The following is a 19,096-nucleotide window of genomic DNA, read 5'->3' as shown; positions in this document are numbered from 1 at the left end:
GGTGACCGGCGGGCCGTCAGATCCGTGCACATTCCTATCAGAGGCCGCCGACGGGGCAGAACCGGCCGCCCGGCCTCAGCCGGCCTCGGAGCGGGTGTCGTCAGCGGGACCGGGATCGGGACCGGGGCCGGGATTGGGGCCGGGATTGGGGCCGGGCTCGGCGGCCAGCCCGGTGAGGGCGTCGGCCAGGCCCGGTACGGCCAGCAGGCCGGCGAGGTCGCGGACCAGCCGCCCGGTCGGGCCGTCCGGGCGCTCGTCGGCGAAGAAGCCGGCCAGCTCGGCGGCCAGCGCGGGCTCCCGGGCGGCGGTCAGGGTGAGGGCCGCCACGAACTCCTGCACCAGGTGCAGCTGCAGCTCCTCCAGCGGCACCGAGCGGTCGGCCAGCCATTCCAGCGAGGTGATCTCGGCGTTGGCGATCCAGGCCCGGACGGTGAGCCGCAGCCCCGGGCTGGGCGAGGGCAGCGCCAGGTGGCCGAGGATCTGGTCGTGGGCGGCTTTGCGGACCTCGTCGATCACCGCCGAGGTGTTGGTGCTGGCCGTCACCGAACCGCCGCGCAGCAGCGCCGCGAAGCCGGGCCCGTGGCTCTGCACGAAGTCCAGGTAGCGGCCCATCACCCGGTACAGGCGCGCGGAGAGCGGGCCCTCGGCCGGCTCCTCGAACCGGGCCGACAGCTCCCGGCCGGCCCGGCGCAGCGACTCCTCGTAGATCGCCTGCTTGCCCGGGAAGTAGTGGTAGACCAGCGGCCGGGAGGCGCCCGCGGCGGCGGCGATGTCGTCGATCGACACCTCCTCGGGCGGGCGGTGGCTGAACAGCTCCAGCGCCACGGCGATCAGCTGCTCGCGCCGCTCGTCCACGCTGAGCCGCCGGCGCGGTCGCACGGCGGGCTCCGGACGGTCGCCGCGCGCGGGCGCGGACGCGGGGGAGGGGGCCGACGGCGTGCGGGATGCCATGCGCGCCACCCTATCCGCCCGGTCAGGCCGGGTGGTGCTCCAGGTAGCGGCGGTAGGCCTCCCGGCCGTCCGGGACGAATTCGTCGCGCTCCAGCCGTTCGGCCAGCTCGGCCGGGGTGAGCCAGGCGTGCCAGGCCACCTCGGACTCCTGCGGGGCCACCGGGCCGTCCCACTCGGCCTCGTGCACGTCGGACCACCAGGCCAGGCCGTCGCCGCGGAACAGGAAGCGGAACAGCGGGCGCGGGGCGATCCCGGTGACGCCCAGCTCCTCCTCGGCCTCCCGGACGGCGGCCTGCTCGTAGCTCTCGCCGGCGCCCACCACGCCGCCGACGAACATGTCGTGCGCCCCGGGCGCGAACAGCTTGGTGTCGGTGCGCCGGTGCACGAAGATCCGCCCGGCCGGGTCGCGCACCAGGACGAAGACGCACCGGTGGATCAGCCCGCGCCGGTACACCTCCCCGCGCGGTGCGGTCCCGGTCACCCGGTCGTGCTCGTCGACGACGTCCAGCAGCTCGTCGGCGGGATCGGTCTGCGGGGTTTCGGTCATGACCGACAGGTTAGGGTTTCCGGGCGATCGATGGACGTACGAACGACGAGGACGGCGCGCGGTGGTCGAGATCTGGGGCGAGACGGCCGGGGGCTTCGAACCGGTGCGGGAGGCCTTCGCCCGCAACTTCCGCGAGTACGGGGAACTCGGCGCGGCGTTCGCGCTGTACGCCGACGGCCGCAAGGTGGTCGACCTGTGGGGCGGAGACGCCCGGCCCGAGGTCGGCGCGCGGCCCGCGCCGGCCGTGCCGTGGACGGCGGACACCGCGCAGGTGCTGCGCTCGGTCACCAAGGGCCTGACCGCGGCCACCGCGCTGCTGCTCGCCGAGCGCGGGCAGCTCGACCTGGACGCCCCGGTCGTCGCCCACTGGCCGGAGTTCGGGGCCGCCGGCAAGGGCGGGGTGCCGGTGCGCTGGCTGCTGTCGCACCAGGCCGGGGTGCCGGCCCTGGACGAGCCGCTGCGGCTGGAGGACGTGCTCACCTGGGAGCGGGCGGCGGCCGCGGTGGCCGCTCAGGCGCCCGCCTGGGAGCCCGGCACGGCGCACGGCTACCACCCGTACACCTTCGGCTGGCTGGTCGGCGAGGTGGTGCGGCGGGTGAGCGGGCGCTCGGTGGGCCGGTACTTCGCGGAGGAGATCGCCCGGCCGCTCGGCCTCGACCTGTGGATCGGGCTGCCGGCCGGCGCGGAGCCCCGGGTCGGCCGGCTGGTCGACCTGCCCGCTCCGCAGGCCGCCCGGACCGGCCCGAGCGGGCTGCGGCTGCGCGCCAAGCAGTCGGTGCGCGACGCCTACCGGAACCCGGAGTCGCTGACCGCCCGGGCGTTCGCCTCGGTGCGGCCCGGGGTGGACCTGAACGACCCGGCGGTGCAGGCCGCCGAGATCCCCGGCGCGGGCGGGATCGGTACCGCGCGCTCGGTGGCCCGGTTCTACGCGGCGCTGATCGGCGCGGCCGACCGGCACGGCAGCGGCGGCGGGACGCTGCCGCCGCTGCTCGGGCCCGAGGTGCTGGCCCGCGCGGTCGGGCCGGTGGTCAGCGGCCCGGACCGGGTGCTGATCGTCAACTCGACCTTCGGGCTGGGTTTCTTCCGGCACGGGCCGACCTCGCCGATGGCCTCGCCGGCCAGCTTCGGCCATCCGGGCCGGGGCGGCTCGCTGGGCTTCGCCGATCCTGAGCTCGGGATCGGGTTCGGCTACGTCACCAACGGCATGCAGCCCGGCGTCACCGGGGACATCCGCTCGCGCACGCTGATCCGGGCGGTGCGGGAGTGCCTCGGCGCGGCCTGACGGGAGGCCGGAGGGGCCGGAGTCAGGCCTGGCCGGTCTCGAAGTGGCTGATCCGGCCGTCCTCGACGGTGAAGCGCCAGGCGGTGCGCATCTCGCCCCAGGTCTCGTTGCGGTAGTCGGCGACCAGGGCCCGGCCGCCGTCGGACTCGGAGCGGACCTCCATGTGGCCGCGGACGGTGAAGATCTCCCGGTCGATCCAGTCCTGGAGGTCGCGTGCGGAGCCGTCGTCGGCCATGGTGGCGTCCGGGGCGAGCAGGTCGACGAAGGCCTGCCGGTCGCCGGCGTTGATCGCGGTGACGGCGGCGCGCACGGTCGGGTCGGAGAGTCTGGCGGGGGCGATGGTCATCCGGTCTCCCAGGAGTCGAAGCGGGTCGGGACTCCTGTTTAGGACCTCGGCCGCGACGCGCCGCGCATGTCGGCGGCGCGTCGGGGATTTACCGGTGTTCATGTGCTTGGATCCCGATACGGGTGATTTGCTCACAGGGGTCCCCGGTCGGGCCACGGGGAGTGGCGTACGGAGTGGGAAGCCGGCGGGTCCGGCTTCCCACTCCGCGGTTGCGCCGGGGTGACCCGCCCTAGAACAGGCCCGTGGCCTGCGGGGAGTAGCTGACCAGCAGGTTCTTGGTCTGCTGGTAGTGCTCCAGGACGGCCTTGTGGCCCTCCCGGCCGATGCCGGAGTTCTTGTAGCCGCCGAACGCGGCGTGCGCCGGGTAGGCGTGGAAGCAGTTGGTCCAGACCCGGCCGGCCTGGATGGCGCGGCCCGCCCGGTAGGCGGTGGTGCCGTTGCGGGTCCAGACGCCGGCGCCGAGTCCGTACAGGGTGTCGTTGGCGAGCGCGATCGCGTCGTCGAAGTCCTCGAAGCGGGTCACCGCGACGACCGGGCCGAAGATCTCCTCCTGGAAGATCCGCATCCCGTTGACGCCCTCGAAGACCGTCGGCGTGACGTAGTAGCCGCCGGCCAGCGAGCCGCCGAGGTCGGCCCGCTCGCCGCCGGCGAGCAGCTTGGCGCCCTCGGCCTGGCCGATCTCGACGTAGGAGAGGACCTTGCGCAGCTGCTCGTCGCTGGCCTGCGCGCCGACCTGGGTCCCGGTGTCCAGCGGGTTGCCCTGGCGCAGCGCGCGCACCCGCTCCAGGCCGTCGGCGAGCAGCCGGTCGTAGACGGCGGACTCGATCAGCGCCCGGCTGGGGCAGGTGCAGACCTCGCCCTGGTTGAGGGCGAACATCGCGAAGCCCTCGAGGGCCTTGTCGTAGAAGGCGTCCTGCTCGGCGGCGACGTCGGCGAAGAACAGGTTGGGGCTCTTGCCGCCGAGCTCCAGCGAGACCGGGATGAGGTTGCCGCTCGCGTACTGCGAGATCAGCCGGCCGGTGGTGGTCTCGCCGGTGAAGGCGACCTTCCGGATCCGGTCGCTGGAGGCGAGGGGGCGTCCGGCCTCCAGGCCGAAGCCGTTGACCACGTTGAGCACGCCCGGCGGCAGCAGATCGGCGGTCAGCTCGACCAGCAGCAGCACGGAGGCCGGGGTCTGCTCGGCCGGCTTCAGCACGACCGTGTTGCCCGCGGCCAGCGCCGGGGCGATCTTCCAGACGGCCATCAGGATCGGGAAGTTCCACGGGATGATCTGGCCGACCACGCCCAGCGGCTCGTGGAAGTGGTAGGCCACGGTGTCCTCGTCCAGCTGCGAGACACCGCCCTCCTGGGCGCGCAGCGCGCCGGCGAAGTAGCGCAACTGGTCGACCGCCAGCGGCAGGTCGGCGCCCAGCGTCTCGCGGACCGGCTTGCCGTTCTCCCAGCTCTCGGCGACGGCGAGCTTCTCCAGGTTCTGCTCGATCCGGTCGGCGAGCCGCAGCAGCACCTGGGCGCGCTCGGCGGGCGGGGTGCGGCCCCAGGCCGGGGCGGCGGCGTGGGCGGCGTCCAGCGCGGCCTCGATGTCCTCCGCGGTGCCGCGGGCGACCTCGGTGAAGACCTCGCCGGTGACCGGGCTGGGGTTCTCGAAGTACCGGCCGAGGACCGGCGGCGTCCACCGGCCGCCGATCCAGTGCTCGTAGCGGGGGCGGTAGGCGACGATGGATCCGGGCTGTCCGGGGGGCTGGTAGACCGGCATGCTCTGGTGCCTCCTCGTGCGGTCGGGGCGCCGCCGCGGCGCGCGGGCCGCAGCGGGGCGCCGGGCCGCGCGGAGGGCGGCCCGGCGGAGGGTACGGACACACGCGCGGGTCGGGCGCCCCCCGAACCGGGGGCGTCCGCCGGTCAGCACCCTAACCGGCGGACGCCCGATTCGGCTACGGTCCGTGCGGACCCGGTCGACGCAGGGTGGTGCACCGCGACTGTCCGGCCCCCTCAGGCCGCCTGGTAGCGGCCGGTGCGGCGCTCCCAGCTCAGGTAGCCGGCCAGCCAGGTGAGCAGGCCGTCGGCGTAGCGCTGGGCGACGATCCGCTCGACCCTGGCCAGGCCGAGCTCCCGGTACACGTCGGGCAGCCCGTCGTAGAGCTCCTGGCAGCGCTCCACCATCAGCTGCGCCTCGGCCATCACCACGGCGCAGGCCTCCTCGGCCGAGCAGTCCCGCTCCCGGCGCACGATCATCACCAGGTTGTTGACGTCGCCGCGCGGCGCCTCCAGCGGGAACGAGCGCACGTCGTTGGTGAGCGAGGGGATGTCGGCGGCGAGCTGGCGCAACTGGCGCAGCACCGGGTGGTGCAGCACGGCCGGCGGTACCTCGAAGTGGCCGAGCCGCTCGATCATGTCGAAGATGGTCTCCATCGCGGCGGTGCCGCGCCGCAGCACCTGGTAGCCGGCCCGGTCCGGCGGGCGCGGGCTGATCCGGCCGGCCGCCTCGGCAGGGTGCGAGGCGAGGTAGTACTCCCAGTTGTACGCGGCGCGCGCCTGCCAGCGCGCCGGCATGCCCCGGACGCTGCGCTCCCACAGGTCCGCGAAGGCGCTCTCCACGGGGGAGCCCCGGTCGGCCGGCGCGCCGTGCAGGACGGCGATCAGCCGGTCGCAGATCGGCGCGACCTCGGTGGGGCGGCGGCCGAGCGGGCCGTCGAACTGGTCGTCGAAGAGGAAGTAGAAACCCATGAGGTCGGCGGCGAGCGCGAGTTCGTCGGGCCCGGCGTCGGGGTAGCCGAGCGCGGCGAGGTCGACCACCTCCCAGTGCGCGTAGGACGGGTGGGTCGGGTCGGGCAGCAGTGGATGGCGGGTCAGCCAGGCGCGGTGCAGTTCGGTGGCGTACGGCCCGTGGTCGCTGCGACGGTGCGGGAACGGAATCTGAAGTGAAGTGTCGTCAGACATCGGACTCCCGGAGCTGCGAAAGGTGGGTGTACTGATGGGTCGAAAGGTGGGTGTACTGATGGGTACTGCGGTGATCGGCGGGGGAGTTGGGGCAGTGCTGTCCAAGGGGGAAGCGGGGGCATGACATGATCAACTGGCCACGCGGGGCGTAGAGTATCTGATGCAATGATCCGACGTTAGTGATATAGGGCAATTGCCCTCGGCGGGCCCTCCAAACCCTTCAACTCGCCCCCCGCCTGCGTGAATACGCTCCAATAGGCCCCCTGCGGCGCTAACCTCGGCTCCACGAGCACGGATCGGCGAGGCGGAGGCACGACGGTGACCGAGCGGGACAGGGATTTCCGGGCGGGGGCGATGCCCGGCGCGCGGGAGGCGGAAGGCGCCCCCAATCGCATCAGACTGCGTGACCGCGACGCCGAACTCCGCTCCGCCGAGGCCGCGGTGGACAAGCTCTGCCGCGACTTCGCGGCCGGCGGCACCGAGATCGGCGAGCTGCTCACCTTCTCCGGCCGGCCCGGCATCGGCAAGACCAGCCTGCTGCACGAGGTCCGCCGGATCGCCAAGCTGCACGAGGGCGCCACCGTCCTGTTCGCCCGCGGCGGCGAGCGCCAGTTCAACGAGCCGTACCACGTGCTGCGCCAGCTCCTCCAGCCGGTCCTCGGCAGCCTGGAGCCCAGCGAGTTCAGCCAGGTGATGGGCACCTGGGAGGAGGTCGTCGGCCCGGCGATGGGCCTCAAGCAGCCCAGGAAGGGCGCCCGCCGGCTCGACCCGCAGGGCGTCCGCGACGGCCTCGACTTCGTCCTCACCCAGCTTGCCCCGCGGCGCGCCCCGCTGGTGATGATCGTCGACGACCTGCACTGGGCCGACCTCGAATCGCTCGGCTGGCTGGCCCAGTTCGCCGTACGGGCCCGCGAACTGCCGGTCCTGCTGGTCTTCGCCTACCGCGACGACACCGCCGACTGGCAGCAGGAGACCCAGGAGCACCAGCGCGCGGTCGCCGCGCTCGCCACCCGCCGGCACCAGCTGAGCCGGCTGTCCCTGGTCGCGGTCACCGACATGATCCGCGCCGAACTCGGCGACAAGGCCGAGGACGCCTTCTGCTACGAGTTCTGGAACGTCGTCAACGGCAACCCCTTCGAGGTCGTCGCGCTGCTCGACCAGGTCCGCGACCAGGAACTGGAACCGGTCGAGGAGAACTCCCAGCAACTGCGCGAACTCGCCGTCGACGCCACCGGGATGACCCTCAAGTCCTGGCTGGACCGGCTCGGCGCCGCCACCCTGCGCTTCGCCTGGGCCGCCGCGATGCTCGGCACCGACATCCGGCCCGACCTCGCCACCCGGATCTCCGCCCAGAGCGCCGAGGGCGCCCGCGAGTCCATTAAGGAACTGCGCAAGCAGCGCGTCCTCACCGCCACCCCGAACGGCAACCTCGAATTCGTCCACCCGCTGATCGCCAGCTCGATCTACAACACCATGCCCGAGGCCACCCGCACCGGCATGCACGGCGTGGCCGCCGCCGAGATCGAGAACGCCGGACTCGGCCTGCTCGCCGCCTCCCGCCACCTGGTGGAGACCTTCGCGGGCGAGGGCGACGACCGCACCGTCCGCAAACTCCGCAAGGCCGCCTCCGAACACCTGCTGATCGGCGCCCCCGAGGCCGCCCAGCGCTGTCTGCACCGCGCGCTCGCCGAACCCCCGGACGACCAGGACCGTGCCGAGGTGCTGTACGAGCTGGGCTGCTCCGCCCTGCTCACCGACCCCGTCGCCACCGTCAACCAGCTGAAGCTCGCGCTCGACCCGGAGGAGGGACCGCTGCGCCCCTCGATGCGGATCGACGCCACCTTCCGGCTCTCCGAGGTGCTGGCGCACAGCGGCGAACTGCGCCAGGCCGCCGTGGTCTGCCAGCAGGAGGCCGAACGCACCGCCGGGGACCCCGCGGGTCGGCTGCGGCTGGAGGCCGCGTCGTTCATGTGGCACGCCTACCGCAAGTCCGAGGAGGACGGGCCGGCCCGCTCCGCCCGGCTCGGCGCGCTGTGCGAGAGCCTCACCGGACGGGAGGCGGCCGACCGGGCGGTGCTGGCCCTGCGGGCCTGGGACCTCACCCTGCGCGGCGAGTCCTCGGCCGAGGTGCTGCGGCACGCGGACCGCGTCCTGGACAACGGCCGGCTGCCCAAGGGCCTCGGCTGGACCGACAACACCTGGGGCTTCGAACTGCCCGCCACCCTCGGCCTCTCCTACACCTACAACGACCGGATCGCCCAGGCCGAACGGCTCTTCTCGGACGCCATCGTCCAGTTCGAGGTGGCGGGCTGGAGCGGTGCCCACCGGGGCTTCGCCTACTTCCTGATGGGACTGGCCCGGTTCCGGCGCGGCCTGCTCGCCGAGGCCGAGGACTTCCTGCGCCGGGCGCTGCGGCTCTCCGAGCGGATCAGCGCCAAGCTGCCGCTCGCCTGGGACGCGGTCGGCGTGCTGATCGACACCCTGATCGCCCGCGGCCGCAGCCAGGAGGCCTGGGAACTCGCCCTGGAGTTCGGCTTCCACCCGCCGTACCACCCCACCGCGATGGTGCTGCCCGACGCCGCGTCGCTGTACGGCAAGCTGCTGCTCGCCGTCAACCGGCCCGCCGGCGCCGCCGCCGCGCTGACCGAGGCCGGCGCCCAGCTGGACCTGCGGGGCTGGCACAACACGGTCTGGGCGCCCTGGGCCGGACACCTCGCCATCGCGCTCGCCGAGGACGAGCCGGAGCGGGCCCGCGCGTACGCCCGGCGCTCGGTCGTCGACGCCGAGCGCTTCGGCACCGCCTCGGCGATCGGCACGGCGCTGCGGCTGCACGCCCAGATCGAGGACGGCCAGCAGGCGGTCGAACTGCTGGAGCGGGCGGTGACCCACCTCGGCCAGTCGCCCGCGGGCTACGAGCACGCCGTCGCCCTGGTGGACCTCGGTGCCGCGCTGCGCCGGGTCGGCCGGCTGGAGGACGCCCAGGAGTACCTGTACCAGGGCATCGAACTGGCCCAGCACTGCGCGGCGGACGGGCTGGTCGAGCGGGCCCGGCGCGAGCTGGCCAACTACGGCCTGCGGCCCAACCGGCTCGGCGACGTCCGGGAGGCGCTCAGCCAGCCGGAGTGGGCGGTCGCCGAACTCGCCGTGCGGGGCGTGCCGCCGCAGCGCATCGCCGAGCACCTGGGGCTCCCGCTCAGCCAGGTCAACTACCGGCTGGCCGCCGTCTACCGCAAGGCCGGCAGCGGCCCGGACGGCCTGGCCGCCGCGCTCGGCCTGCCGCCCGCGCAGCGGGACGGCTCCGACCCGGTCGACCGGCAGGGCGGGCCGGACGCGCCCGGGGGCGGGTTCGACCGCGCACGCTGACGCCGACGCACCGGCGGACGGAGCGCCCGGACGGCGCGCGGGCACTGGATCAGCGCCCCCGCGCCGTCCCACCCGGCAAGGCGTGTCCCCCGGATCCTCGCCGGGGCCGCGGCCCGATCCGACAGAATCCGACAGGCAGGCCCTAGGCTGACGCCGACCCGGTCCCGTACGAGGCCCGGGACCCCGGCGAAGGGCGGGCGCGCTCTGGTGGCCCGCCAGTGAGGAGCAGGCCATGGCGACGCCCCCGGCGAACGGGCCGCAGACCACCACCGTGCGGCGCGAGCCCTTCGAACCCTCGGGCGCGGGCGCCGCGATCGAGCGGTGGACGCTGCGCGCCGGCCCGTACGAGGCGAGCGTGCTCACCCTCGGCGCCACCCTGCACACCGTGGTCGCCCCCGACCGCGACGGCCGCCCCGCCCAACTGCTGCTCTCCACCGACCGGCTCGCCGACATCCTCGGCCCGGCCCGCCACTACGGCACCGTGGTCGGCCGCTACGCCAACCGGATCGACCGCAGCAGCGTCACCGTCGACGGCGAGGAGCACCCGCTCGCCCCGACCGGCGGCGGGATCACCCTGCACGGCGGCCCGGACGGCTTCGCGCACCGGATGTGGGCGGCCGAGGAGATCCCCGGCGGCGTCCGGCTGAAGCTGCACAGCCCGCACGGCGACCAGGGCTTCCCGGGCGCGCTCGACGTCACCGTCGACTACACCCTGGACGCCGACGGCGAGCTGGCGATCGACTACCACGCGGTGGCCGGCGCACCGACCGTGCTCAACCTCACCAACCACGCCTACTTCAACCTGGCCGGCGAGGGCTCCGGCGACATCCTCGGCCACCTGCTCACCCTGGACGCCGACGGCTACACGCCCACCGACGCGCGGCAGATCCCGGACGGCCGGATCGAACCCGTGGCCGGCACACCGTTCGACTTCACCACCGCCCGGCCGATCGGCAAGTCGGTGCACGACGGCCACCCGCAGCTGACCGGGCCCGGCGGCTACGACCACAACTGGGTGCTGCGCCGGCGCCCGGCGGACGGCACCCCGGCCCCGGCGGCGCGGCTGGAGGACCCGGCCAGTGGCCGGACCCTGGAGGTGCTGACCACCGAGCCCGGCATCCAGGTCTACACCGCCAACAAGTTCCAGGGCGCGGTCACCGGCGCGAGCGGGGTGCCCTACGGGCCGTTCGCCGGGATCGCGCTGGAGACCCAGCACTTCCCGGACTCCCCGCACCACCCGGCCTTCCCGAGCACCGAGCTCCGCCCGGGCGAGGAGTTCCGTTCGACGACCGTGCTGCGGTTCGGAACGACCGGCTGACGGGGGCGCTGCAAGGATCTTTCACCACGGAGGGTGGCCCCGGCGGCCTCGGCCGACCGGGGCAAACCGGGCAGGGCGCCACAATATGGCCGACCGTTGACTACCGTGCGGCAACGCACAGGACACGTGGGCGTAACGATCGCCCTTTCTTGCAGAAACTTGCTGCAAGGGGTTTCCGCCGCTGTCACCCCGCTGTTAACTTCCTTGCGGGCCCGGCGGCAGCAACGGTGCGGTCGGCGCGAGGCAAGGCAGCCATTATGCGCCTGTCTCCGAACATTTCGGGCACCCCCACCCTCCAAGGAGTTCAAATGCGGCGTGGCATCGCGGCCTCTGCCCTCGTTGTGGCCCTCGCGGTCTCGATGGCTGCCTGTGGCAGCAGCGGCTCCAGCTCGGACGGCAAGGCCGACGGGCCGGTCACCCTCACCTACTGGGACACCTCGAACGCCACCAACGAGGCGCCGAACTACCAGGAGCTCGTCAAGAAGTTCGAGGCCGCCAACCCGGGCGTCAAGGTGGACTTCGTCAACGTGCCGTTCGACCAGGCGCAGAACAAGCTCCAGACCGCGATGGGGGCCAAGGGCGCCCCGGACGTCTTCCGCGCCGAGGTCGGCTGGACCGCCGCCTTCGCCAAGGCCGGCTACCTGGAGCCGCTGGACGGCACCCCGGCCGCCGCCGACGCCGCCAAGTTCCAGCCCAGCCTCATCCAGCAGGCCAGCTACGAGGGCAAGCTCTACGGCGTCCCGCTGGTCACCGACACCCTCGGCCTGCTCTACAACAAGGACCTCTTCGCCAAGGCCGGCATCACCGCCGCCCCCACCACCTGGGACGAGCTCAAGACCGCCGCCGCCGCGGTCAAGGAGAAGGCCGGCGTCGACGGCTTCTGGCTGAAGGCCGCCGACGGCTACTACGCGATGCCGTTCCTGTTCGGCGAGGGCACCGACACCGTCGACGCCAAGGGCAAGAAGATCACCGTCGCCGGGCCGGAGGCCGTCAAGGCCGTCGAGACCTACAAGTCGATGTTCACCGCGCCCGGCACCGTCAAGGCCGACGTCACCACCGACGCCTACGCGCACATGATGGACGCCTTCAACAGCGGCAAGGTCGCGGCGATCATCCAGGGCCCCTGGGAGATCACCAACATCTACAAGGGCTCCGCCTTCGCCGACAAGGCCAACCTCGGCATCGCCCCCGTCCCGGCCGGCGCCGCGGGCAAGGCCGGCGCCCCGACCGGCGGCCACAACATCGCCGTCTACGCCGGCGCCGACAAGGCCCACAAGGCCGCCGCCGAGAAGTTCGCCGCCTTCATGACCTCGGCCGAGAGCCAGGCCTTCGTCGCGCAGAAGAACTCCACCCTGCCGACCCGCGACGACGCCTTCACCCCCGAGGTCAAGGCCGACCCCGGCATCGCCGGCTTCCAGGCCGTGCTGCCGAGCGCCAAGCCGCGCCCCGAACTGCCCGAGTACAGCTCGCTCTTCGCGTCGCTGGGCACCAACCTCGGCAAGATCGTCCAGGGCACCGCGACCCAGGACGGCCTGAACACCGTCGCCACCGACTACGCCAAGCTCCTCCCGGGCTTCGCCAAGTAGTCCCCTTCCCGCCGTCCGGCCCGCCGCCTCCCCCCTGGCGGGCCGGACGGCCGGATCCGTAGCAGCAGTCGCCGAAGCGAGGCGGCGGACCTCCCCCGAGAAGGTGTCGAACCATGTCAGTCGCCGTGCAGGGCGCCACCGGCCAGGGCAGCCGGCAGCGCGATCCGCGTCCGGGCCTGATGGAGCGCCTCAAGCGCTCGTACGCCAAGCACTGGTACGCCTATGCGATGATCACGCCGGTCGTGCTCGTGCTCGGCGTCCTGGTGCTCTACCCGCTCGCCCAGGGCTTCTGGCTCACCCTCACCGACGCCAACAGCCTCAACGCCGCCCGCAGGATCGGCGCCAACGAGATCCCCGCGAGCTACCACTTCGTCGGCTTCGACAACTACGCCGACATCCTCTGGGGCCCCGGCTCCTACGACCGCTTCTGGTCGCACTTCGTGTGGACCATCGCCTGGACCGCCCTGTGCGTCGGCCTGCACTACACCATCGGCCTGGGCCTGGCCCTGCTGCTCAACCAGAAGCTGCGCGGACGCGCCGTCTACCGGATGCTGCTCATCCTGCCCTGGGCCGTGCCGACCTTCGTCACCGTCTTCTCCTGGCGGCTGATGCTCGCCGACGGCGGCGCCGTCAACGGCGTGCTCGCCGCCCTGCACCTGCCCGAACCCGGCTGGCTGGACGACCCCACCGCGCAGAAGGCCGCCGCCGTGCTGGTCAACACCTGGGTCGGCGTGCCGTTCATGATGATCTCGCTGCTCGGCGGCCTCCAGTCGATCCCCGCCGAGCTGTACGAGGCCGCCGAGATGGACGGCGCCACCGCCTGGCAGCGCTTCCGCCACGTCACCCTGCCCGGACTGCGCACGGTCTCCTCGACCGTCGTCCTGCTCGGCGTCATCTGGACGTTCAACCAGTTCGCCGTCATCTTCCTGCTGTTCGGCAACGGCGCCCCCGACGCCCAGCTGCTCGTCACCTGGGCCTACCGGCTCGGCTTCGGCCAGCAGCCCCGGGACTACGCGCAGTCCGCCGCCTACGGCGTCATCCTGCTCTCCATCCTGATCGTCTTCACCGGCTTCTACCGCCGCTGGCTCGCCCGCAACGAGCGGGCCAACGGCTGACCCCGGCGAACCCCGCGACCACGAAGGAGGCACCCCGATGAGCACCACCACCGACCGACCCACCCCCCTCACCGCCCGGCCCGCGGCCCCCGCCGCCCGGCCCGCCAAGGCCCGCCCGCGCGGCGCGAACAGCCCGCTCGCCCGGACCCTGATGCACGGCGCGCTGATCCTCGCCAGCCTGATCGCGCTGTTCCCGGTGGCGTGGATCCTCTACGTCTCGTTCGGCCCGGACAAGACCGACTACCTGCACCCCGGCGAGATCCTCGACAAGCTGACCCTCGCCAACTACCGCACGGTGCTGTTCGACACCGACTTCTTCCGGTGGTTCGGCAACGCCTTCCTGGTCTCCGGCGTCACCACCGTGTTCGGCGTGCTGATCGCCGCCTCCACCGGCTACGCCGTCTCCCGGATGCGCTTCCCCGGCCACCGCCCGCTGATGTGGTCGCTGCTGGTCACCCAGATGTTCCCGATCGCGGTGCTGATCGTGCCGATGTACACGATCCTCTCCGAACTCGACCTGCTGGACAGCTACCTCGGCCTGATCCTGGTCTACTCGACCACCACCGTGCCCTACTGCGCGTGGCTGATGAAGGGCTACTTCGACACCGTCCCGGTGGAGATCGACGAGGCGGGCCGGGTCGACGGGCTCACCCCGTTCGGCACCTTCTGGCGACTGGTGCTGCCGCTCGCCCGCCCGGGCCTGGCCGTCGCCGCGTTCTACTCCTTCCTCACCGCCTGGGCCGAGGTCGCCTTCGCCTCCACCTTCATGCTCAGCTCCGACAAGTACACCCTCGCCGTCGGACTGCAGACCTTCGTCAGCGAGCACGACGCCCAGTGGAACCTGATGGCCGCGACCGCCGTGCTGATCGCGATCCCCTCCTCGGTCCTCTTCTACCTGGTGCAGCGCCACCTGGTGACCGGCCTGACCGCCGGCGCCTCGAAGTCCTGACCGACGTCCCCGCCGACGTCCCGACAGCTCCGCCCGCCACTTCCCAAGGGATACCGTCCATGACCCAGAACCTGGCCGACACCTCCCGGCCCGCCACCGACGCCACCGCTCACGAGGCCGGTGCCGCCGCGGACCGAGGCTGGTGGCGGGACGCGGTCATCTACCAGGTGTACCCGCGCAGCTTCGCCGACTCCAACGGCGACGGCATGGGCGACCTGCCCGGCATCCGCAGCCGCCTGCCCTACCTGCGCGACCTCGGCGTGGACGCCGTCTGGCTCTCGCCGTTCTACGCCTCCCCGCAGGCCGACGCCGGCTACGACGTCGCCGACTACCGCGCCGTGGACCCGATGTTCGGCACCCTGCTGGACGCCGACGCGCTGATCCGCGACGCGCACCAGCTGGGCCTGCGGATCATCGTGGACCTCGTCCCCAACCACTCCTCCGACCAGCACGAGTGGTTCAAGCGCGCCCTGCGCGAGGGCCCCGGCTCCCCGCTGCGCGACCGCTACCACTTCCGCCCCGGCAAGGGCGAGAACGGCGAACTGCCGCCCAACGACTGGGAATCCATCTTCGGCGGCCCGGCCTGGACCCGCACCCAGGACCCGGACGGCACCCCCGGCGACTGGTACCTGCACCTGTTCGCCCCGGAGCAGCCCGACTTCAACTGGGACAACGCGGCCGTCGCCGACGAGTTCCGCTCCATCCTGCGCTTCTGGCTGGACATGGGCGTCGACGGCTTCCGCATCGACGTCGCCCACGGCCTGGTCAAGGCCCCCGGCCTGCCCGACCTCGGCGGCGCCGACCAGCTCAGGCTGCTCGGCAACGACGTCATGCCCTTCTTCGACCAGGACGGCGTGCACGCCGTCTACCGCAGCTGGCGCACGATCCTCGACGAGTACCCGGGCGAGCGGATCGGCGTCGCCGAGGCCTGGACCCCCACCGTCCAGCGCACCGCCAACTACGTGCGCCCCGACGAACTGCACCAGGCCTTCAACTTCCAGTACCTGGGCACCTCCTGGGACGCCGCCGAGCTGCGCGCGGTGATCGACCTCTCGCTCGACTCGATGCGCCCGGTCGACGCCCCCACCACCTGGGTGCTCTCCAACCACGACGTCACCCGGCACGCCACCCGGTTCGCCAACCCGCCCGGCCTCGGCACCCAGATCCGCACCCCCGGCGACCGCCCGCTCGGCCTGCGCCGCGCCCGCGCCGCCACCCTGCTGATGCTCGCCCTGCCCGGCTCCGCCTACGTCTACCAGGGCGAGGAACTCGGCCTGCCGGACGTCACCGACCTGCCCGACGAGGTCCGCCAGGACCCGTCGTTCTTCCGCCAGGCCGGCCAGGACGGCTACCGCGACGGCTGCCGCGTCCCGATCCCGTGGTCCGGCACCGAGGCCCCGTACGGCTTCGGCCCGACTGCCGGCGGCCCGTCCTGGCTGCCGCAGCCCGCCGAGTGGGCGGCGCTCAGCGTCGAGGCGCAGACCGGTGACCCGACGTCCACCCTGGAGCTGTACCGCTCGGCGCTGGCCCTGCGCCGGGCCCGCCCCGAACTCGGCGCCGGCACCGACGTCGAATGGCTGGACAGCCCCGAGGGCACCCTGGCCTTCCGCCGCGGCTCCTTCGTCTGCACCGTCAACACCACCGGAGCCCCGGTGCGCATACCGGCCCCCGGCCGGCTGCTGCTCACCTCCGCCGACGCCGACCCGGTGGTGACGGACGGCGAGGCGGTGCTCGCCGCGGACAGCACCGACTGGTGGGCGGTCTGACGTGGTTGCAATAGGCTCTGGAACCGTGACTACGGCGCGACTCTCAGACATCGCGGCGCAGGCGGGGGTCAGCGAAGCCACCGTCTCCCGCGTGCTCAACGGCAAGGCCAACGTCTCGGCCACCACCCGGCAGACCGTGCTGGCGGCCCTGGACGTGCTCGGCTACGAGCGGCCGACCCGGCTGCGCCGGCGCAGCGCCGGGCTGATCGGGCTGATCACCCCGGAGCTGAGCAACCCGATCTTCCCGGCGCTGGCCCAGGTGATCGAGCAGGCGCTCAGCCGGCACGGCTTCACACCGGTGCTCTGCACCCAGACGCCGGGCGGCTCGACCGAGGACGAACTGGTCGAGATGCTGGTCGACCGGGGCGTGGCGGGCATCGTCTTCGTCTCCGGTCTGCACGCCGACTCCACCGCCGACCACGACCGGTACGCCCGGCTGGCCGGACGCGGGGTGCCGTTCGTGCTGATCAACGGCTACAGCGAGCGGATCGACGCGCCGTTCATCTCGCCCGACGACCGGGCCGCGATGTGGATGGCCGTCCAGCACCTGGCCGAACTCGGCCACGAGCGGATCGGCCTGGCGGTCGGCCAGCAGCGGTACGTGCCGGTGCTGCGCAAGATCGAGGGCTTCACCGCGGCCATGCGCGAGGTGCTGGGGTACACCGCGCAGGAGGCCCAGGGGCTCGTCCACCACACGCTGTTCAGCGTGGAGGGCGGGCACGCGGCGGCCGGGGCGCTGCTCGACAAGGGCTGCACGGCGATCGTCTGCGGCAGCGACATGATGGCGCTCGGCGCGATCCGGGCGGTCCGGCAGCGGGGTCTGTCGGTGCCCCAGGACGTGTCGGTGGTCGGCTTCGACGACTCGCCGCTGATCGCCTTCACCGAGCCGCCGCTGACCACCGTGCGCCAGCCGGTGGAGGCGATGGCCACCGCGGCGGTGGACGCGCTGCTGGAGGAGGTCGGCGGGAACGCCGCGCAGCGCGGGGAGTTCATGTTCCAGCCGGAGCTGGTGATGCGCGGGTCGACCGGCGCCCGCGCACGCTGAGCGGATGGGGAGGGGCCCGGGAGCGAGCTGCTCCCGGGCCCCTTCGGCGTGCCCGGGTCCTCGGGCGTTCCCGGGCTCAGCCCTCCTGGGCGTGGGGGCGCTCCTGGGACACCCGGTGGCCGTCGGCGGCGTCGCCGGTGCGGGCCTCGGTGCGCCGGCCCCGCTCCAGGTAGTCGCGGAGGATCAGTTCGACGGCGTCCTGCGGGCTGCTGGTGCCGGACAGCATCATCACGTCGATCGCGAGATCGGCGTCGAGCGAGACGGTGACCTGGGCCATGGTGACTCCTTCTCGGGGGCAGGGCAGCAGCATGCCCGCTGCGGCCCCCGTTCGGCCACGGCCGTGCGGCGCCCGGACCCGCCGCAGCACGTCCGGACAGGCCGAAGCCCCCGGGGAGGAGCGGCAGGACTCTCCCCGGGGGCGTCGGTGTGACGGTGCGGCAGGTGTGGCAGGTGTGACGGTGTCGCGGGGTCAGACCCGGCCGGCGAAGTCCGGGGCCCAGTTGGCGACGGTCTGGACGCGCACGCCCGAGCTCGGGTTGGCGGCCTCGACGTACCTGCCGTCGCCGATGTAGAGCGCGACGTGGTAGACGCCGGAGTCCTTGCCGTTGTTGGACCAGAACAGCAGGTCGCCCGGCTTGAGGGCGTCCAGCGAGACGTGGGTGGACGCGGCGGCCTGGTCGGCGGCGACGCGCGGGACGGAGATGCCCGCGGCGCGCAGCGCGGCCTGGGTGAGGCCGGAGCAGTCCCAGCCGCCGTTGCCGGTGCCGCCGTAGACGTAGGCCTGGCCGACCTTCGACTGGGCGAAGGCGACGGCGGCGGCCATGCTGCCGGTGGCGGTCGGGGCGGGGGCCGGGGTCCCGGCCTGCGCGGCGGGCTCGGTCGCGGGCGGGGTGGCCGGGGTTCGGGCCTGGCCCTGGGTGCCGCCCTGGTCGCGGTTGAACCAGTCGAAGCCCTGGCCGGTGGCGCGCTCGCCGAGGGTCAGGTGCTGGCCCGGGTAGATGGCGTGCGGGCCGTCGGTCAGGGTGGCGCGGTTGAGCTCGTACAGCCGCTGCCAGCCGCCCTGGACCTGGTGCCGGTCGGCGATGGTGGACAGCCAGTCGCCGGCGACCACGGTGTAGTCCTCGGCGGCCTGCTGACCGGCCTGCTGACGCCACTGCCGGTTCTGCGGGGCCGTGGCGGGCTTCTCGGCGGGCTTCTCGGCCGGCTTGGCGGCCGGGGCCGGAGTCTGGGCGGCCGGCTTGGTGGCGGCGGCGGAGGAGGTGTCCACCGCGGCCGGGGCGCCGCCCTTGGTCAGACCGGCCTGGACCGAGCAGACCGGCCAGGCGCCGGGGCCCTGCACGGCCAGGACCTTCTCGGCGATCGCGATCTGCTGGTCCTTGGTGGCCAGGTCGGCGCGCGCGGCGTAGCCGGTGCCGCCGAACGAGGCCCAGGTGGAGTTGGTGAACTGGAGGCCGCCGTAGAAGCCGTTGCCGGTGTTGATGCTCCAGTTGCCGCCGCTCTCGCATTGGGCGACCTTGTCCCAGGTGGCGACGGAGGCGGCCGAGGCGGTGCCGGCGGTCAGGCAGGGGATGGTGAGGCCGATGCCCGCGACGCCGAGGGTGGCGATCGCGCGACGGGTACGGCCGGACAGTCGGGTGCCGTTGGTGGGCAGCATGAAGACGCGGTCCTCTCCCACGCCTGCGAGGTGAGCTGTCGGATTCGGGCTGGAGTTGCCCGGCCGCGCTGTGGACGCGGCTTCACCCCTAGCCCCGGGCCGGTCCGTGGACCGGTCCTGGGCGAACTACCTGTGGTTCCCCCGCTCCTGCCGTGGTGCATTGCGCTGCCAGTGCGCCCGACGGCAGGACTCGGCGTCGCGGACGAACTGGGTCCGTGTGGCCACGAACGGGGAGCACGT

At 73.3% G+C, this 19,096-nt stretch carries 15 protein-coding genes and 1 riboswitch; of the genes, 8 read left to right on the top strand and 7 right to left on the bottom strand.

What is annotated here, in order from left to right; genetic code table 11:
• Window positions 1-75: 75 nt before the first annotated feature.
• Together ACFVUH_RS00140 and ACFVUH_RS00135 are read right to left on the bottom strand one after the other, a co-directional pair.
• Window positions 76-951 (bottom strand): TetR/AcrR family transcriptional regulator, encoded by an 876-nt coding sequence (locus ACFVUH_RS00140; RefSeq protein WP_387910077.1) that lies wholly within the window; start codon window positions 949-951, stop codon window positions 76-78.
• Between the two features lie 22 nt (window positions 952-973).
• Entirely contained in the window at window positions 974-1,498 is a 525-nt protein-coding gene (locus tag ACFVUH_RS00135) for an NUDIX domain-containing protein (protein ID WP_355374242.1), read from the bottom strand.
• 61 nt (window positions 1,499-1,559) lie between these two features.
• On the opposite strand from ACFVUH_RS00135, the gene ACFVUH_RS00130 reads away from it, so the two are divergent.
• Window positions 1,560-2,780, top strand: coding sequence for a serine hydrolase domain-containing protein (locus ACFVUH_RS00130; protein ID WP_387910075.1), 1,221 nt, complete (start codon window positions 1,560-1,562; stop codon window positions 2,778-2,780).
• 22 nt (window positions 2,781-2,802) lie between these two features.
• On the opposite strand, the gene ACFVUH_RS00125 is transcribed toward ACFVUH_RS00130, so the two are convergent.
• From ACFVUH_RS00125 to ACFVUH_RS00115, 3 genes are all read right to left on the bottom strand, one after another.
• Window positions 2,803-3,126, bottom strand: a complete 324-nt coding sequence (locus ACFVUH_RS00125) for a nuclear transport factor 2 family protein (protein WP_387792406.1) — start codon at window positions 3,124-3,126, stop codon at window positions 2,803-2,805.
• A gap of 229 nt (window positions 3,127-3,355) precedes the next feature.
• Window positions 3,356-4,879 carry an aldehyde dehydrogenase family protein gene (locus ACFVUH_RS00120; RefSeq protein ID WP_355374250.1) on the bottom strand — a complete coding sequence of 508 codons (1,524 nt, stop codon included), beginning with the start codon at window positions 4,877-4,879 and terminating at the stop codon, window positions 3,356-3,358.
• Between the two features lie 233 nt (window positions 4,880-5,112).
• Window positions 5,113-6,060: a terpene cyclase gene (locus ACFVUH_RS00115; RefSeq protein WP_355374253.1), complete on the bottom strand. Its 948-nt coding sequence runs from the start codon at window positions 6,058-6,060 to the stop codon at window positions 5,113-5,115.
• Between the two features lie 318 nt (window positions 6,061-6,378).
• Between ACFVUH_RS00115 and ACFVUH_RS00110 the strand changes: the two genes are divergently transcribed.
• The 7 genes from ACFVUH_RS00110 to ACFVUH_RS00080 all read left to right on the top strand — a co-directional run bounded on the left by ACFVUH_RS00110 (window position 6,379) and on the right by ACFVUH_RS00080 (window position 17,202).
• On the top strand, window positions 6,379-9,423 hold the full coding sequence (locus ACFVUH_RS00110) for an ATP-binding protein (RefSeq protein WP_387910073.1): 3,045 nt from the start codon (window positions 6,379-6,381) through the stop codon (window positions 9,421-9,423).
• A 232-nt stretch (window positions 9,424-9,655) separates the two neighbouring features.
• Window positions 9,656-10,741, top strand: a complete 1,086-nt coding sequence (locus ACFVUH_RS00105) for an aldose epimerase family protein (protein ID WP_355374258.1) — start codon at window positions 9,656-9,658, stop codon at window positions 10,739-10,741.
• A 308-nt stretch (window positions 10,742-11,049) separates the two neighbouring features.
• Window positions 11,050-12,327, top strand: a complete 1,278-nt coding sequence (locus ACFVUH_RS00100; protein WP_355374260.1) for an extracellular solute-binding protein — start codon at window positions 11,050-11,052, stop codon at window positions 12,325-12,327.
• A 113-nt stretch (window positions 12,328-12,440) separates the two neighbouring features.
• Window positions 12,441-13,442: a sugar ABC transporter permease gene (locus ACFVUH_RS00095; protein ID WP_355374263.1), complete on the top strand. Its 1,002-nt coding sequence runs from the start codon at window positions 12,441-12,443 to the stop codon at window positions 13,440-13,442.
• 37 nt (window positions 13,443-13,479) lie between these two features.
• On the top strand, window positions 13,480-14,391 hold the full coding sequence (locus tag ACFVUH_RS00090; protein WP_387910070.1) for a sugar ABC transporter permease: 912 nt from the start codon (window positions 13,480-13,482) through the stop codon (window positions 14,389-14,391).
• Window positions 14,392-14,450: 59 nt separating this feature from the next.
• Window positions 14,451-16,157 (top strand): alpha-amylase family glycosyl hydrolase, encoded by a 1,707-nt coding sequence (locus ACFVUH_RS00085; RefSeq protein ID WP_387910068.1) that lies wholly within the window; start codon window positions 14,451-14,453, stop codon window positions 16,155-16,157.
• A gap of 25 nt (window positions 16,158-16,182) precedes the next feature.
• Window positions 16,183-17,202: a LacI family DNA-binding transcriptional regulator gene (locus tag ACFVUH_RS00080; RefSeq protein ID WP_387792421.1), complete on the top strand. Its 1,020-nt coding sequence runs from the start codon at window positions 16,183-16,185 to the stop codon at window positions 17,200-17,202.
• Window positions 17,203-17,278: 76 nt separating this feature from the next.
• Here the strand turns inward: ACFVUH_RS00080 and ACFVUH_RS00075 are convergent, their stop codons facing one another.
• Window positions 17,279-17,479: a hypothetical protein gene (locus ACFVUH_RS00075; protein ID WP_355374274.1), complete on the bottom strand. Its 201-nt coding sequence runs from the start codon at window positions 17,477-17,479 to the stop codon at window positions 17,279-17,281.
• A 192-nt stretch (window positions 17,480-17,671) separates the two neighbouring features.
• Window positions 17,672-18,877: a transglycosylase family protein gene (locus ACFVUH_RS00070; protein WP_387910066.1), complete on the bottom strand. Its 1,206-nt coding sequence runs from the start codon at window positions 18,875-18,877 to the stop codon at window positions 17,672-17,674.
• A riboswitch (cyclic di-AMP (ydaO/yuaA leader) is annotated at window positions 18,864-18,990 on the bottom strand. It overlaps the preceding gene by 14 nt.
• Between the last annotated feature and the right edge of the window lie 106 nt (window positions 18,991-19,096).

Origin of the sequence: Kitasatospora sp. NPDC058032 (genome assembly GCF_042885845.1) — a bacterium.
Lineage (GTDB): Bacteria > Actinomycetota > Actinomycetes > Streptomycetales > Streptomycetaceae > Kitasatospora.
This window is presented reverse-complemented; position numbering and strand designations above follow the sequence as displayed.